14 protein-coding genes are annotated in these 14885 nt (G+C 71.7%); 6 read left to right on the top strand and 8 right to left on the bottom strand.

Going from position 1 to position 14885, the window contains the following annotated elements:
- Positions 1 to 40: 40 nt before the first annotated feature.
- On the bottom strand, positions 41 to 484 hold the full coding sequence (locus HHX31_RS29955) for a VOC family protein (RefSeq protein ID WP_169952458.1): 444 nt from the start codon (positions 482 to 484) through the stop codon (positions 41 to 43).
- 21 nt (positions 485 to 505) lie between these two features.
- Between HHX31_RS29955 and HHX31_RS29950 the strand changes: the two genes are divergently transcribed.
- Positions 506 to 1078, top strand: coding sequence for an ABATE domain-containing protein (locus tag HHX31_RS29950; protein WP_169952456.1), 573 nt, complete (start codon positions 506 to 508; stop codon positions 1076 to 1078).
- A gap of 83 nt (positions 1079 to 1161) precedes the next feature.
- On the opposite strand, the gene HHX31_RS29945 is transcribed toward HHX31_RS29950, so the two are convergent.
- Positions 1162 to 1980, bottom strand: a complete 819-nt coding sequence (locus HHX31_RS29945; protein ID WP_169952455.1) for a GDSL-type esterase/lipase family protein — start codon at positions 1978 to 1980, stop codon at positions 1162 to 1164.
- Between the two features lie 169 nt (positions 1981 to 2149).
- On the opposite strand from HHX31_RS29945, the gene HHX31_RS29940 reads away from it, so the two are divergent.
- Positions 2150 to 3373 carry an isochorismate synthase MenF gene (locus tag HHX31_RS29940; RefSeq protein ID WP_169952453.1) on the top strand — a complete coding sequence of 408 codons (1224 nt, stop codon included), beginning with the start codon at positions 2150 to 2152 and terminating at the stop codon, positions 3371 to 3373.
- 22 nt (positions 3374 to 3395) lie between these two features.
- Here the strand turns inward: HHX31_RS29940 and HHX31_RS29935 are convergent, their stop codons facing one another.
- A complete protein-coding gene (locus HHX31_RS29935) occupies positions 3396 to 4028 on the bottom strand; it encodes a YigZ family protein (protein ID WP_169952452.1) in 633 nt (210 codons plus the stop codon).
- A gap of 127 nt (positions 4029 to 4155) precedes the next feature.
- Between HHX31_RS29935 and HHX31_RS29930 the strand changes: the two genes are divergently transcribed.
- On the top strand, positions 4156 to 5208 hold the full coding sequence (locus tag HHX31_RS29930) for a membrane dipeptidase (RefSeq protein WP_311932321.1): 1053 nt from the start codon (positions 4156 to 4158) through the stop codon (positions 5206 to 5208).
- A 212-nt stretch (positions 5209 to 5420) separates the two neighbouring features.
- Here the strand turns inward: HHX31_RS29930 and HHX31_RS29925 are convergent, their stop codons facing one another.
- The 5 genes from HHX31_RS29925 to menB form a co-directional block, all read right to left on the bottom strand.
- Positions 5421 to 7436, bottom strand: coding sequence for a DUF222 domain-containing protein (locus tag HHX31_RS29925; RefSeq protein ID WP_169952449.1), 2016 nt, complete (start codon positions 7434 to 7436; stop codon positions 5421 to 5423).
- Positions 7437 to 7633: 197 nt separating this feature from the next.
- Positions 7634 to 8161: a DUF1203 domain-containing protein gene (locus HHX31_RS29920; protein WP_169952448.1), complete on the bottom strand. Its 528-nt coding sequence runs from the start codon at positions 8159 to 8161 to the stop codon at positions 7634 to 7636.
- Between the two features lie 55 nt (positions 8162 to 8216).
- Positions 8217 to 8855, bottom strand: coding sequence for a DedA family protein (locus tag HHX31_RS29915; RefSeq protein ID WP_169952446.1), 639 nt, complete (start codon positions 8853 to 8855; stop codon positions 8217 to 8219).
- A 97-nt stretch (positions 8856 to 8952) separates the two neighbouring features.
- Positions 8953 to 10602: a 2-succinyl-5-enolpyruvyl-6-hydroxy-3-cyclohexene-1-carboxylic-acid synthase gene (menD, locus tag HHX31_RS29910; protein ID WP_169952445.1), complete on the bottom strand. Its 1650-nt coding sequence runs from the start codon at positions 10600 to 10602 to the stop codon at positions 8953 to 8955.
- 130 nt (positions 10603 to 10732) lie between these two features.
- Positions 10733 to 11563 (bottom strand): 1,4-dihydroxy-2-naphthoyl-CoA synthase, encoded by an 831-nt coding sequence (gene menB / locus HHX31_RS29905; protein ID WP_169952443.1) that lies wholly within the window; start codon positions 11561 to 11563, stop codon positions 10733 to 10735.
- A 120-nt stretch (positions 11564 to 11683) separates the two neighbouring features.
- Here menB and HHX31_RS29900 point away from each other — a divergent pair, with 120 nt between their 5' ends.
- The 3 genes from HHX31_RS29900 to HHX31_RS29890 all read left to right on the top strand — a co-directional run bounded on the left by HHX31_RS29900 (position 11684) and on the right by HHX31_RS29890 (position 14826).
- Positions 11684 to 12811, top strand: a complete 1128-nt coding sequence (locus HHX31_RS29900; RefSeq protein WP_169952442.1) for an AMP-binding protein — start codon at positions 11684 to 11686, stop codon at positions 12809 to 12811.
- A gap of 59 nt (positions 12812 to 12870) precedes the next feature.
- The gene (locus tag HHX31_RS29895; protein WP_169952440.1) at positions 12871 to 13215 is read left to right on the top strand and encodes a hypothetical protein; all 345 of its coding nucleotides are present in this window, start codon (positions 12871 to 12873) and stop codon (positions 13213 to 13215) included.
- A gap of 216 nt (positions 13216 to 13431) precedes the next feature.
- Positions 13432 to 14826 carry an RNA polymerase sigma factor gene (locus HHX31_RS29890; protein ID WP_169952438.1) on the top strand — a complete coding sequence of 465 codons (1395 nt, stop codon included), beginning with the start codon at positions 13432 to 13434 and terminating at the stop codon, positions 14824 to 14826.
- Positions 14827 to 14885: the final 59 nt, after the last annotated feature.

Here is a 14885-nt window from a genome sequence, read left to right as displayed (position 1 = left end):
CAGCGCCTTTACATTGTAGATTTGCTCACTGCACGTCGAATCACTGCACGTCGAACTCGTTGCCCTCGGGGTCGGCCATGGTCACGTGGTGACTCCCCGGCTCCTGGACGGTCCGCAGCACGGTGGCGCCGAGGGCCTTGAGCCGGTCCACCTCGGCGTCCCTGCGCTCGGGGCCCGCGTGCAGGTCGATGTGCAGGCGGTTCTTGCCGGCCTTCGGCTCGGGGACCGCGTGGAAGAGGATCCGGCGGCCGAGACCGGTGCCGCTGTGCGGGTCGAACGGGTCGTCCGGGTGCCGTACGGCCCGAAGCGTGCGGAACGCCGTGCGGTCGGGGGTGGCCTCCGCCTCCGGCAGCACGCCGGCGTCCAGGAGTTGCCCGACCAGCGCGCTGTTGTCCTCCACCTCGTAGCCCAGGGCCTCCGCCCAGAACGCGGCCTGCGCGTGCGGGTCGGCGCAGTCGACGACGAGCTTCCATTCAAGTGTCATGTAACCCTTTATAGTGGTTACATGACCCTGACGCTACATCCCCGCGACGGCGCCTCCTTCCGCTTCGATCCGGGCGCCCTCTGTCTCGAGTTCCTCGTGAGCGGCGGCGTCGGGGTCTACGCCCACTACGAGACGCTCCACGAGCCGGCCGACCTCGCCCGCTGGGCCGCCGCGTCCCGGCTCCGCCTGGAGCGGGTGGACGGGACGCCGGACGACCTCGCGCGCGCGAAATCCCTGCGGGCCGCCCTGTGGGGGCTCGCGGGCGACCGCACCCACGGACGCACGCCGAGGCAGGCCGACGTGGACGCGGTCAACGAGGCCGCGGCCGCCGCTCCGCTGACGCCCGCGATGACGGTCGGCGGGCTGAGATCATGGGCCACCCCCGTGACCGGGGCGCAGTTGCTGGCGACCATCGCCAGAGACGCGATCGAACTGTTCACCGGCCCGTACGCGGACCGTGTGCGGGAGTGCGCGGGCGACAACTGCGCCCTCATCTTCGTCGACACCTCCCGCCCGGGCAGCAGGCGCTGGTGCTCCATGGAGCGGTGCGGCAACCGCCACAAGGTCCGCGCGCACCGCTCCCGTGAGGAGTGACCCCTCCCCCGGGCTACAGCCGGCGCAGCGCCTCCAGCGTCCTGCGGCAGGTCCCGCCACGGCTCACCGGCGCGCCGAGAAGATCAGGGCTGCACGACGTCGGAGAAGAAGCCGGGATCAAAGGTGATCTTGGCGAGGGCCTTCTGCCCGTCGGCGTTGGGGTGGAAGTAGTCCCACGTGCTCACCTGCTTGAGGGTGAAGGGATAGGCGAAGACCGCTCCATCGTCGTAGTGGCAGTCAGGACCGTACTTCGCGCACGCCTGCCTGAGCTGCTCGTTGTAGTCCATCACCCGCCCGCGCACCCGGTCGCGCCTGGCCTCGTCCTTCTTGGCGGTGGACGTCGGGTTGGCCAGCATCGACTGGCAGATGCGGCCGACGCCCCAGAAGAGGCGGGCCCACCCGTTGTCCTTGCCCACCCGCCACAGCCGCTTGACGTCCGGGATGCTCGCGACGAAGACCCGCGCGCCGGCGGGTCGCAGCACGCCGAAGGCCGCGTCGATGTTGCGCCGGAACGTTCCCACCGGCGTCATCTCCTTCTCGGAGCCCACGCAGGCGTCCTGCGCGCCGATGAGGACTGTGACGTAGCTCGCACCGGCGTCCGCGGCCCGCCGCGCCTGCCCCGGCAGGTCCGCGCTGGTCGACCCGGGGACGGCGAAGTTCAGGTTGTGCCCCTTGATCGCGCTCCCGGAGGCGAGCAGGCGCAGGTAATGGCTGTTCACCGACGGGAAGTCGCCCGCCGACCACGAGCGGGACGTGCAGGCGACGTACCAGCCGCAGGCGTTGAACCCCGCGCTGATCGAGTCCCCCAGCGCCGCCATCACGGCGGGCGTCGTGCGGGCGTGGGCGCCGGCCGGCACGAGCAGGACGCTCGCGACCAGGACCGGCGTGATCTTCTTGATCATGGGCACCTCCGGGAGATCAAAGGTAGGGATCGTGTGGAGGTACGCTCTATCGCCACCAGGGAAGTCGAGCCTTCCATGACCAAGTTCCTATCGCGGCTTGACAGAGGGTGGCCCGATCACACGGGGGCCTCTTGTCGAACATGTTCAGATCGTGCGTAGAGTGAGTCGGGTGAGTGTCGCTCTTATCCGGCCCCTCGTGGTTCGCACGGTCGCGGTGAGCGACCCTGACGATCTGCTGGCGCGTCTGCCCGACACCGCGCCGTACGCCTGGATCAGGCACGGCGAGGGACTCGTCGGCTGGGGGGAGGCGGCGCGGGCCGCGGTGCCGCCGGGCCCCGGACGGTTCGACTGGGCGCGTGGCTGGCTTTCCTCGCTGTTCGCCGGAGCGCTCATCGAGGACGAGGTCGGCATGCCGGGCTCAGGACCGGTCGCCTTCGGCTCCTTCACCTTCGACGCCGACGCTGAGGGGACCGTGCTGGTCGTCCCCCGGGTGGTGCTCGCCCGCCGTAACGGCCGCGCCTGGCTCACCACCATCGGCGACGACGCCTTCGGCCTGGCCACCCCGCGTACGGAGCCCGGCCGGATCAGGTACGGCGACGGCTCGCTGTCGGCGCCGCAGTGGGAGCAGCGGGTCGCGCGAGCCGTACGGCGGATCAGAGAGGGCCTGCTGGACAAGGTCGTCCTGGCCCGCGACCTGACGGCGGTCGCCGAACGGGACATCGACCCCCGCGTGCTGCTGCAACGCCTGACCGAGCGCTATCCCGAGTGCTACACGTTCTCCGTCGACGGACTGGTCGGCGCGACGCCGGAACTGCTCGTGCGGCACACCGGCCGGGCGGTGGAGTCGCTGGTCCTCGCCGGAACCACGCCGCGCGGCACCGGTGACGCCGACGACGCCGCCCGCGGCGCCGCCCTGTTCGCCTCCCAGAAGGACCGCCACGAGCACGCCTTCGCGGTCGCCTCGGTCCGCGAGGCTCTCGCCCCCCTCTGCTCGGCGCTCGACGTGCCCGACGAGCCCGAACTGCTGGTGCTGCCGAACGTCCAGCACCTGGCCAGCCGTGTCACCGGACGCCTGTCCGACGGCGCGTCGGTGCTCGACGTGGTGGCCGCCATGCATCCCACGGCCGCCGTCGGCGGGACCCCCACAGGCGCCGCGCTCCGCGTCATCCGCGAACTGGAGGGCATGGACCGCGGGGGTTACTCCGGGCCGGTCGGCTGGATCGACTCGCGCGGCGACGGCGAGTGGGGCATCGCCCTGCGCTGCGCGTACGTCTCGGGCAGACGGGCCCGGCTGTTCGCCGGCTGCGGCATCATGGCCGGGTCGGACCCCGCCGCCGAACTCGCCGAGGCGCAGGCCAAGCTCCGCGTGATGCGGTACGCCCTGGAGGGGTGACGGGCCCCGCGCTCAGCCGCGCTCAGCGGGCGAGATGGACCGTGCCGCCGAGCGCGGTCTCGGCCCGCCCGGCGGTGGCGGCCGCGATCCACTCCCCGAACACGGGCAGCCGGTCCTCGGCCACCGCCACCTCGAAGGCGACCCGCGCGCCGTGGTCGACCTCGTAGTCCACACCGCGCAGCGCGTACGGCGAGGCGCGCAGGTCGCTTTCCAGCCGGCCGGCCTGGGCGTGGCCGACCGACACGGTCACGACCGCCGCGGGGACCATCTCGACCACCTCCGCCCGGTCGAGCGTCTCCCCCACCGCGCCGCCGTACGCCCGCGCCAGGCCGCCCGCACCCAGCAGCACCCCGCCGAAGTAGCGGGTGACGACGGCGACCACGTCGGCGAAACCACGCCGCGTGAGCATCTCCAGCATCGGGGTGCCGGCCGTGCCGCCCGGCTCTCCGTCGTCGTCCGCCCTGCGGACACCCTGACCGATGACGTACGCCGAACAGTTGTGGGTCGCGTCGGCGTAGTGCCGCCTGCGCTCGGCGACGAACTCCCTGGCTGCCTCCTCCGTGGCCGCCGGGGCGAGCGCGCAGACGAAGCGCGAACGACGGATCTCGACCTCGTGCTCGACGATGTCCCTGATTGTGCGGTAGGGCGCTGCCACAGGATCAGCTTATTCAGCCCATCGCCTTTACGAAGTAAGGTTGCTGCGTGTTCATTTGAACACTGCCGCCACGATTGGCCGTTTTGGACGCATCGCACCATTCATGCCCTGGCGTACCATCAGCAAAGTGCCTGCCGAGCCCCACCACCATGACCTTCATCACGCCGCCGTCGTCGCGGACACGCACAACGACCTGCTCATGGCCGTCGCCGAACGCCCGCCGAGCCGGTGGGCGCGGTTCTTCCGAGAACGCTGGCTGCCCCAGTTGCGGGACGGCGGCGTGAACCTGCAGGTGCTGCCGGTCTTCGTGGACGACCGCTACCTGCCGGACGGCGCGTTGCGCCAGACCCTGCGCATGATCGAGTGCGCGCACACCCTGGCCGAGGGCAACGCGGACGCCGTGCGGCTCTGCCTGGACGGCGAGCAGGTCGACCGGGCTCTCGACGACGGCGTGATCGCCCTGGTCCTCGCGCTGGAAAGCATGCCCGGCCTGGACTCCTCCATCGAACTGCTGCCCACCCTGCACCGGCTCGGCGTACGGGTCGCCTCGATCGCCCACTGGGGGCGCACGCCGCTCGCGGACGGCAGCGGCGAGGACGCCACCGGCGGCCGGCTCACCCACGCGGGGGTGGCGGCGGTCCGGGAGATGGAGCGGCTCGGCATGATCTTCGACGTCTCCCATCTCGGTGCACGCGGGATCGAGCACGTCCTGGAGCTCGCGACCCGCCCGGTGATGGCGACCCACTCCTCCGCCCGGGCCCTGCGTGACCACCACCGCAACCTGACCGACGACCAGATCCGCGGCGTCGCCGCCACCGGCGGGGTCATCTGCGTCAACTTCTTCCCCGTCTTCATCGCCGAGGACCCCGCCGACCACACGGTGGACCGGCTGGTGGATCACATCGAGCACGTGGCGGAAGTCGCCGGGATCGACCATGTGGGGCTCGGGCCCGACTTCGTCCGCGAGGTGCTGCAGGACATCACTCCCCCGTGCTGTGAGGACTTCGGCTTCGACGGCATCGACCCCTACGCCGCCTTGCCCGGGCTGGACGGGCCGCGCGGGTTGCCCGTGGTCACCGAGGCCCTGCTGCGGCGGGGCCTGGGAGAACACGAGATCATGAACGTCCTCGGTGGCAACGTGCGGCGGCTCTTCCGCGCCGAACTGGGCAGGCCCCGGTGACCACCACCGGGGATCTCGGCATAGCTGGACCCGAAGGACCTCAGCCGCTGCGAGCAGTTCTCCGCCGGCCTCAAGCCGTCCCCTGCTCGCAGGCAGCCCACGCCCGCCTGGCCGTGGCCGGTTCGCGTGCCCGGCACCTGCGAGGTGGGAATTCGGGCGGCGGATCCAGCCGCGAGGCCACGCCGGCCCAAGTGGTGCCTCTTCTGTCATTCTCACTGCCTCCGGGCTCCGGCGAACCGGCCGTGGTAGGTGAAGGCCCAGCGGTCTTTGCCGGTTTGGCGTCTGGTGTAGCGGTGGGGGTGTTGGTAGCGGTCGCGGTTGTGGAACTGGCAGGCCGGGCCGAGGAGTTTCAGGTCGGTCAGGCCGCCGGTGCTCCAGTTGTCGGCGTGGTCGATCTGGCACAGGGTGGCCGGGAGCGGGCAGCCGTCGATCCAGCAGGTGGCGTAGCGGGCGAAAATGGCCCGCCGCTGGGCGGGAGTGGCCAGGCGGACTTTGCGGCCCATGTCGAGGACCTGGCCGTCGGCGTCCATGACGATCCGCATGAGGGTGGAGGTGCGGGCCAGCCGGTGCACGCTGGTGACGGGCAGCACCTGCCCGGTCGCCAGCAACAACCCCGGCACCATCCCCAACCCCACACCCAACGCCATCCCGCTGTGCCCATGCGGGACCTCCCCCGCAGGCCGAGGCCCGGCGTGGGTGCGGTGGGCATGGGTATCCCCCGGAGGACCGGGCGAGCGCCACTCACCCCACCGCGACTCCCGCGATCTCCCCTCCCGACTACGACCCGCGCCCTCCTGCGGCTCCTCTTGCTTGGGCCAACCCGGCTGCGGCGAGCGCGGCGAATCGTGCTCTGGCTTGCGGTGCTCCTGATCGCTGTGCTCTTGGTCGCTCTGCTGTGGCTCCTGCCGCGACTCGCTCCGCCGCCCGGTCTTCGCCTGCGCGCGGCCGGTCACGTCACCGCCGGACTCCTCGTCACGGAGGCCGGCCGAGCCGCCAGTCGCAGTGCCACCCGCGTCGTCAGCCGCACTGCCGCTCGCGCCGTCGACCGTGCTGCCACCTTTGCTAGCGACGTCGCTCGTGTCGTCCTCGGCGGGAGCGCTGGTGTCCTCGCCGTCCCGGCCGACCGGCGCGGCCTCGGCTTCCGCGGCCTGCCACGCCTCGCGGCCACTCTCAGCTTGCCAGGCGTGCTCGATGTCGTCGCTGGCCCGGGTCTCTTCTGGGGTCCCGTCCTGCGCGGGTCCTTCGGCGGTCTCCGTCGCCGGGTCGGCTGCAGGGGCGGTGGTGGGATCGGGTTCGGGGTCGGTGGGGAGGGACTCGGCGTTGACCAGCACGAGAAGCTCGGTGGTGATCTGCTGCTCCAGCAGAGCGATGAACGCGTCCGCCTGCCGCTCCGCCAGCGACCGGTCATCGCCCTCCGCCCGCGGCCGGGCATAGGCGTCCAGCAGCGCCCGCAACCGGGCCGCCGCCTCACGCGGCAGATAGAACTCCCCCTCCAGCCCACCCCCCTTACCCGGGCGCACCCGCAACGACCGCCGCGCGTAGTCGGCACGCTCGCCGCACTCCTCACCGTCGGGGTCCAGCACCGCCCGCAGATACCGCCCCGCCTTGGCCACCTCCGCCGCACCCGCCCGCCCGGCCAGCTCCACCAGGATCGGCTCGGCCAGCCCCGCCTGCTCATCGGTCAGCCCGGCAACGGCGGCGCAGATCGCCTCCACCACCCCCGCCGCCAACCCTCCGGCGGCGAACATCTCCCGCACGGTGGGCAGCCGCGCCAGCTCAATCCCCAGGGTGAGCAGGCGGCCCGCACCCCCGACCGTCATCCCCCCAGCCGTGCGCAACCAACTCCGGGTGGAGGCATGCCCATGCTGCTTCGCCTGCCCCGCCCGATGCACCCGCCCCACCCGCTCAGCCAGCGCACACGTGATCCGATCCCGCACGAACAACAGATCCTCAGCCTCGGCCAGACAGATCTCCACCGCATCCGGGACCGGAGCCAAGGCCAGCGCCTGCGCCGACTCCCGCAACGAAGCCACCAGCACCCACGACGACCGGCCCTTGCCACCGGCGGCACCGCTGTCGGTGGGCGCGTCGTTTTCCACATCTTCGTCGCGGGCTGCCGAGCCGTCGGACGACCACAACGGAGAATCGGCGATCAGCCGATCCCACCAGCCGTCATCTCCGCTATTCGAACGATGGTGGCGCTCAGGATCGAGGTCGGACAGATCCATCGCACCTCCCGACGCGATTCGAACTCTTGTGTGAATTCTTTCACGCCAGCGCCCCACCAACACCCCTGAGCAGGCGATTTGTTGGAGCGACAGGTGGGGGAAAGAGCACGTGGTCGAAGTGGAGGAAGATCTCGCACATGGAGCCCGGCGTGACCGGCGCTGCCGGCTTCCAGGTCGCGCGGCGGCGCCCGGCCTGATCAGACGGGGGCAGGCCCATCGGAACGGCGTGACCGTGCCTCGAACAGGAAGCAGCCGAACTCCACGGCCCGCACGTGGACCAGCGCCACCTGTGGGTCCTCCAGGAGGGCGTCGAGCAGGGCCGACGCCGCGACGGGGTCTTCCGACCGGTGCGCCTCGACGAGGTGCCCGTCCAGGATGGAGCCGTCGGCGCGGTAGGTGCGGAAGACCCGCCGCGGGCCGCCCATGGCCGCCGGATAGCCCGGCCCCGTTTTCAGCTGGGCTCCCTCACACGGCTCCGCGTGGACGAACACCGGGCCGACCTCTTCGTACGCGCCGGGGTCGGCGCCGGTCTCCAGCGCCCAGCGGCGCAGCGGCGCGTAGGCCGCGAGCAGGACCGCCTCCCCCGGCCGGGAGCGGCGCAGGCAGCAGCGCAACGGGTTGCCGCCCTCCTCCTCGACGATCCGGCGCGGGCTCCGCCCGGCGTCGTCGATCTTTCTGAGCTGGTCCAGCACGTCGGGCGCGATGGCCCTGATCTCGAACGACATGTCCTCATCGTGGCGGTACGCCCGCCCCGAGAACCGGCGGAAATCGGACGGCGCGTCAGGAGGCGCTGACGGTTTCCGGCACGGGCTCCTCGCTCGCCGCCTTGGCGGCCTTGCGCTTCAGCCACACCGTGGTGCCCAGGCCGAACAGGAGGGCGATCACCAGCCCGACCCAGGAGAACCCCTTGAGCCACTTGTCGGCCACCACGCCCAGGTAGTAGACGGCCGCCGTGGTCCCGCCGGCCCACACCACGCCGCCGAGGATGTTGGCGATGAGGAAGCGCCAGTACGGCATGTGCAGGGCACCGGCCAGCGGCCCCGCGAGGATCCGCAGCAGTGCCACGAAGCGGCCGAAGAACACCGCCCACATCCCGTGACGGTGGAACACCTGCTCCGCCTTGGCGATGTGGGCGGGGCCGAAGTGCTTCGGGAAGCGCCGTCCCAGCCGGTCGAACAGCGGCCGGCCGCCCTTGCGGCCGATCATGTAGCCGATCGAGTCTCCGATGATCGCGCCTCCGCTGGCGCAGATCCCGACGATCAGGGGGTCGACGACTCCTCTGGACGACAGCAGCGCGGAGCTCACCAGCACGATCTCGCCCGGGAGCGGGATGCCCAGACTCTCCAGCCCGATGACGGCGCCCACGAGCACGTAGACCCAGACGGACGGGATGGTCTGAAGCCACTCGTCGACGTGCATCTCACTCCTCACGGCGGGGAAACAGCACCCATTCTGCCGTCGCCCCGGGAGTGCGGCATCCGCCTGAGGAATGACACCACATGAGCTTGCGAAACGATCAGCCGCGCATGGCGGCGCGTACGGCCTCGCGCATCGCGGCGTGTACGGCCGCGTTGCTCGCACGGTCGGTGCGCGCCTCCACCAGTCGCAGGCCGTCCCCCTTGATCGCCCTGGACAGCTCCTCGGGCTCCTCCACCAGCGTGTACGGCAGGCCGCCTGCGGCGGCGAGGTAGCCGAAATCGATGCCGTGAGGGGTGCCGAAGACCCGTTCGAACGGGTCCTCGATCGCGGCCTGCGGCAGCAGCGAGAAGATCCCGCCGCCGTCGTTGTTCACCACCACCAGGCACAGGTCGGGCCTGGGCTCCCGCGGACCGAGGATCAGCCCGTTCTGGTCGTGCAGCAGGGTGAGGTCGCCGATCAGCGCGTACGCCGGCCCGTTGTGGGCGAGCGCGGACCCGATGGCGGTGGAGACCAGGCCGTCGATGCCCGATGCGCCCCTGCTGGCCATCAGGCGCAGTCCGCGCCGAGGGCGCATGACCTGGTCGAGGTCGCGGATCGGCATGGACGATCCGCAGAACAGCAGCGACCCGTTGGGCAGTACCTCGGCGAGGTCCCTGGCCAGCCGCGGCTCGGTCAGCCCCGAGGAGCCGAGCACCTCGTCGAGCGCGTGGCGGGCGAGGTGTTCCGCGTGCCGCCAGTCGCGCAGCCAGGCGTCCCCTCCCGCGGCGATCGGGATCTCCACCGCCTGCGCCACCTGGGTCGCGGAACGCGTCGGGTCGGGCCACCTGGTCAGGTCGGGGGCCACCACGATGTGCTCCTCGGCCCGACGCAGCCACGACAGCAGCGGGCGCGAAAGCCCGGGGCGGCCGAGGGTGACCACCACGTCCGGCTGGTGGGCGTCGGCCCATTCCTGGTCGCCCAGGAGGAAGTGATAGGTGGAGATCGCGTGGTCGCCGTACCTGCCGCCGCCGTTGGGCTCCGACAGCACGGGCCAGCCCGCCATGCCGGCGGCCGCGACGTACCGCCGCACGTTGGCGGCGCCGTCGCCGATGACCAGGGCGCCGCGGCGCGTCGGCGGGATGTGCAGGGCGGCGGAGGGCGGCGCGACCCGCGCCCGCATCCACGGGCCGGAGGCGTCGCCGTTGAGCGGCTCGCACCAGCTCGCGTCGCCGTCGGGGATCAGCGGCTCGCGGAATGCCACGTTGAGGTGGACGGGACCGGGGTCGGGCGGCCCGGCGGCGCGCTGGCAGGCCCGGCACACCAGCGATCGCCAGTAGGCCACCTGGCCGGGCCGCTCCTCGGGAACGCCGACCTCGGCGAACCAGCGTACGGCCGAGCCGTACAGCTTGACCTGGTCGATCGTCTGGTTGGCGCCGGTGCCGCGCAGTTCGGGCGGCCGGTCGGCGGTCAGCACGAGCAGCGGCACGCCAGACTCCGACGCCTCGATGACGGCGGGGTGGAAGTTGGCCGCCGCCGTGCCCGAGGTGCAGATCAGGGCGACCGGCCGCTCCGACCGCTTGGCAAGGCCGAGCGCCAGATACGAGGCCGAGCGCTCGTCTATGCGCACGTGCAGCCGCAGCCGCGACTCGCCGTACGCGGCGAGCGCCAGCGGCGCGGACCGGGAGCCGGGGGCGAGCACCACGTCGGTGACCCCGCAGCGCACCAGTTCGTCGATCAGGACGGTCGAGAGCGCGGTCGCCGGGTTCACCGCCGTGCCTCCAGAACGCCCCGGTCGGCCCGGTTCGTGTCCAACCGCCCGTCTCCTCCCGTTCCCGCAGCCGCAAGCGTACGGCAAAACGGAGAGGCCACCGCCATCGCGTGGCCTCTCCCCGCCCCCGTCAGGGCCGTCGGGGATACTTCGAGAAGTCCGGCTTGCGCTTCTCCTTGAACGCGTCGCGGCCCTCCTGGGCCTCCTCGCTCATGTAGTAGAGCAGCGTCGCGTCGCCGGCGAACTGCTGCATGCCGGCCGCGCCGTCGGTCACCGCGTTGAGCGCGCCCTTGAGCATGCGCAGCGCGAGAGGCGACTTCTCCAGCAGCTCGCGCGCCCACTGGACGGTCTCCTCCTCCAGGCGCTCGATCGGCACGACGGCGTTGACCAGACCCCACTGGAGCGCGGTCTGGGCGTCGTACTGACGGCACAGGTACCAGATCTCGCGGGCCCGCTTGAGGCCCACGGTCTCGGCGAGCAGCCAGGAGCCGTATCCGCCGTCGAACGAGCCCACCTTGGGACCGGTCTGGCCGAACTTCGCGTTGTCCGCGGCGATGGTCAGGTCGCAGCAGACGTGCAGCACGTGACCGCCGCCGATCGCGTAGCCCGCCACCATCGCGATGACCGGCTTGGGGCAGCGGCGGATCTGCACCTGGAGGTCCAGGACGTTGAGCCGACCGATGCCGTGGGTCTTGTCGTCGACGTAGCCGTCGTCGCCGCGGATCTTCTGGTCACCGCCGGAGCAGAACGCCTTGTCCCCGGCGCCGGTGAAGATGATCACACCGACCTCGGTGTCCTCCTGAGCCCGGTCGAAGGCCTCGCGGAGCTCGAACAAGGTGGTGGGGCGGAAGGCGTTGTGCCGCTCGGGGCGGTTGATCGTGATCTTCGCCATCCCCTCGGCGGTCTCGTAGATGATGTCCTCGTACTCGCCCGACCGCTTCCAGTCGACCCCGCTCGTCACACCCGCTCCTTCGTCGTCACCTGCCAGGCGGCGGCCAGCGGCCACCGCGCCGGGACTAACCTTACGACCGTGCTCAGCTCTCCCGGACACCGCCCAGGACAGCGCCCAAAACAGCGACCCGTGCACGCCCTCGTCCTGCCTCCGGGGCCCGCCCTGTCCGAGGCCGTACGGCACGCCCTGACCGGCGAGGGGCCCGCCGTGCTGCCGCTGTCCCCCGACCTGCCGCGGCCCGCGCTGGCGGCGACGCTCGCCGCGCTGCGGCCCACCCACGTCGTCACCCAGGACGGGGTGCGGCGCGAGCCGGATGGCGAGCCGTCCGACGCGGCGCTGATCATCGCGACCTCCGGCTCCACCGGCGCCCCCAAGGGCGTGGAGTTGACGGCGGAGGCGCTGCTCGCGTCGGCCCGTGCCTCGCTGGCGAGGCTCGGCGCCCGCGAGGGCGACCGCTGGCTGTGCTGCCTGCCTCCCTCGCACATCTCCGGCGCGCAGGTGCTCGTCAGGTCGCTGCTGTGCGGCACCGAGCCGATCGTCCACTCGCGCTTCTCCCCCGAGGAGGTCGCCGCGAGCGGGGCCGACCACGTCTCGCTGGTCCCCACCCAGTTGCGGCGGATGCTGGACGCGGGGGCCGGCGTGGCGGCCTTCCGCACGATCCTCCTCGGCGGAGCCGCCGCTCCCCCCGGCCTGCTGGCCGAGGCACGGGCGGCGGGAGCCAGGATCGTCACCACGTACGGCTCCAGCGAGACGAGCGGCGGCTGCGTGTACGACGGCGTGCCGCTCGACGGCGTCGAGGTCAAGATCGGCGGCGACGGACGGGTGCGGATCGCGGGCCCGGTGCTGTTCTCGGGCTACCGCCTGCGCGATGAGCGGCCCTTCGAGGGCGGCTGGTTCGTCACCTCCGACCTGGGCTCGATCGAGGACGGGCGGCTCACCGTGCTGGGCCGGGCCGATGACGTGATCAACACCGGGGGCCGCAAGGTCGTGGCCGGCGTGGTCGCCGAGGTCCTGGCCGCGCACCCCGCCGTACGCGACGTCGTGGTCGTGGGCAGGCCCGACCCCGAGTGGGGTGAGATCACGGTCGCCGTGGTGGTCCCCCGGGACACCCGTGAGGTCACGCTCGACGAGCTGAGGGACTTCGCCAAGGAGCGGCTGCCGGCCTACGCCGCGCCACGCGCCGTCGAGCTGGTGTCCCAGATCCCCCTCCTTCCGAACGGCAAACCGGATATGGTCGCACTGAAGAACCGGAACTGAAGATCCGGAACCGCGGGTGACCGCCGTGCGTCTATGAGAGCGGGGAAGGGGGAAGCCCTATGCGACCGATCCGCCTCACGCCGGCCCACAAGATGACGGCCTCCGCCGTGCTCGTCGCCGTCGTCATCGTGGGCGGAGCGTCCGTCACCGCCGCCGCGTTCGCCGGACGCCTGGACGACGTCGCCAAGGTCGGCGACGCCCCCGCTGTCAAGATCCTCCCCGCCGACTCCGGCCGCGACGGCTTCGCCGGGCCGAGGATCACCCCCGGGGCCGATCCCGGCGTGGTGTCCGAGGCGCTCACGAACGACCCCGACGAGGTGGCCGGCTACTGGACTCCCGAGCGCATGGAGGACGCGCGTCCCATGCCGATGCCCGAGATCAGCGTCACCATCATCCCCGACTGAAATCCCGCACTGACATCCCCCACTGACATCCACGACTGACATCCACGGTCGCCCGGTTCATCCGTGCCACCCGGGCGGACCCAACAACCTCCCCCGCGGGGTGAGGGAACAAACCAGGCGCGAGAGCGTTATTGATACTGGTGCGCTGAGCCGCCGGACGCCGCGCCCCGATCGCAATCAGTGAAATCACGAACTCCGCAAGGAGGAGGTGTCCTCATGCCCCGGACCGCCGTGGCGGCCTCGCCCGAGTGCGAGGTGACCCGGACGACGCTCGACCTGCTGCTGGAGCGAGGCCGTGCGCAGGGTCGCCTTTCCCTGTCGGAGCTGCGCCAGGCCTTCGCCAAGGCCGGCGTCAGCCCTGTCGAGGGGCGCTCGATCCTGCGCGAGCTGACCGAGGCGGGCGTGAACCTGGCCGCCGAGCCCGGCTGCGACCCCGGAGCGGACAGCGGCAGCGTGGACAGTGGCAGCGCGGACAGTGGCAGCGCGGACGCCAAGAAGGGCAAGGCCCCGGCCAGGAAGTCCCGCCGGGCCGCGCAGGCCGAGGCCGCCACCAAGAAGCCCGCCACCAGGAAGCCCGCCGCGAAGACGCCCGCCACGGACGCCGACGAGGAGCCGCGCGACGAGGAACTCCAGGTCAACGAGACCGACGCCGAGGAGGGCGGGACGCTCGACCTCGACGACACCTCGTCGGTCATGGGCGACTCGGTGCACACCTACCTGAAGTCCATCGGCCGCCGCACGCTGCTCACCGCCGCCCAGGAGGTGGAGCTGGCCAAGCGCATCGAGGCCGGGCTGTACGCCGAGTACAAGCTGGAGACCGCCCAGGAGAACGGCGAGCGCCTCGCGCCGGGCGTCCGCGAGGACCTGGAGTGGGTCATCGAGGACGGCAGGCGGGCCAAGGACCACATGCTGGAGGCCAACCTCCGCCTGGTCGTCTCGGTGGCCAAGAAGTACACCGACCGCGGCATGGCCCTGCTCGACGTCGTGCAGGAGGGCAACCTTGGCCTGATCCGCGCCGTCGAGAAGTTCGACTACACCAAGGGCTACAAGTTCTCGACGTACGCCATGTGGTGGATCCGGCAGGCCATCCAGCGCGGCTTCGCCGACTCGGCCCGGACGATCCGGCTGCCCGTCCACGTGCTGGAGATGCTGTCGAAGCTGTCGCGCGTCGAGCGTGACATGCACCAGCGGCTCGGCCGGGAGCCCACGCCCGAGGAGCTGGCCGTCGAGCTGGACAAGACCCCCGACCAGATCGAGGAGCTGCTGCGCACCAGCCGACAGCCGATCAGCCTCGACTCGACCATCGGGGAGGACGGCGAGACCAGGATCGGCGACCTCATCGAGGACGTCGACTCCCCCGAGGCGTCGGAGGTCGTGGACCGGCAGTTGCTGGCCGAGCAGCTCAAGGGCGTGCTCGGCAACCTGTCGCCGCGCGAGGCCAAGATCATGAGCCTGCGCTTCGGGCTGGCCGACGGCAAGCCGCACACGCTGGACGAGATCGGCAAGCACCTGGGCCTGACCCGGGAGCGGATCCGCCAGCTCGAGAAGGAGTCGCTGTCCAAGCTGCGCCACCCGAGCAACACCCGCCCGCTGCTCGACTGGGCCAGCTGACCGCCCCGGCATCGTACGGCCCGCGTCCCCTCAGGGGCGCGGGCCGTACGGCTTCACGG

It is taken from the genome of Microbispora sp. H11081 (assembly GCF_012999535.1).
GTDB lineage: Bacteria > Actinomycetota > Actinomycetes > Streptosporangiales > Streptosporangiaceae > Microbispora.
The sequence above is the reverse complement of the archived record's forward strand: the minus strand, read 5'-3'. Positions and strand labels throughout refer to the sequence as shown.

Excerpts from the sequence above, each read along its gene's own strand:
- HHX31_RS29925 (WP_169952449.1), bottom strand. The coding sequence starts at position 7,436 with ATGGATCTGTCCGACCTCGATCCTGAGCGCCACCATCGTTCGAATAGC.
- HHX31_RS29915 (WP_169952446.1), bottom strand. The coding sequence starts at position 8,855 with ATGCACGTCGACGAGTGGCTTCAGACCATCCCGTCCGTCTGGGTCTAC.
- HHX31_RS29920 (WP_169952448.1), bottom strand. The coding sequence starts at position 8,161 with ATGTCGTTCGAGATCAGGGCCATCGCGCCCGACGTGCTGGACCAGCTC.
- HHX31_RS29890 (WP_169952438.1), top strand. The coding sequence starts at position 13,432 with ATGCCCCGGACCGCCGTGGCGGCCTCGCCCGAGTGCGAGGTGACCCGG.
- HHX31_RS29895 (WP_169952440.1), top strand. The coding sequence starts at position 12,871 with ATGCGACCGATCCGCCTCACGCCGGCCCACAAGATGACGGCCTCCGCC.
- HHX31_RS29945 (WP_169952455.1), bottom strand. The coding sequence starts at position 1,980 with ATGATCAAGAAGATCACGCCGGTCCTGGTCGCGAGCGTCCTGCTCGTG.
- HHX31_RS29955 (WP_169952458.1), bottom strand. The coding sequence starts at position 484 with ATGACACTTGAATGGAAGCTCGTCGTCGACTGCGCCGACCCGCACGCG.
- HHX31_RS29950 (WP_169952456.1), top strand. The coding sequence starts at position 506 with ATGACCCTGACGCTACATCCCCGCGACGGCGCCTCCTTCCGCTTCGAT.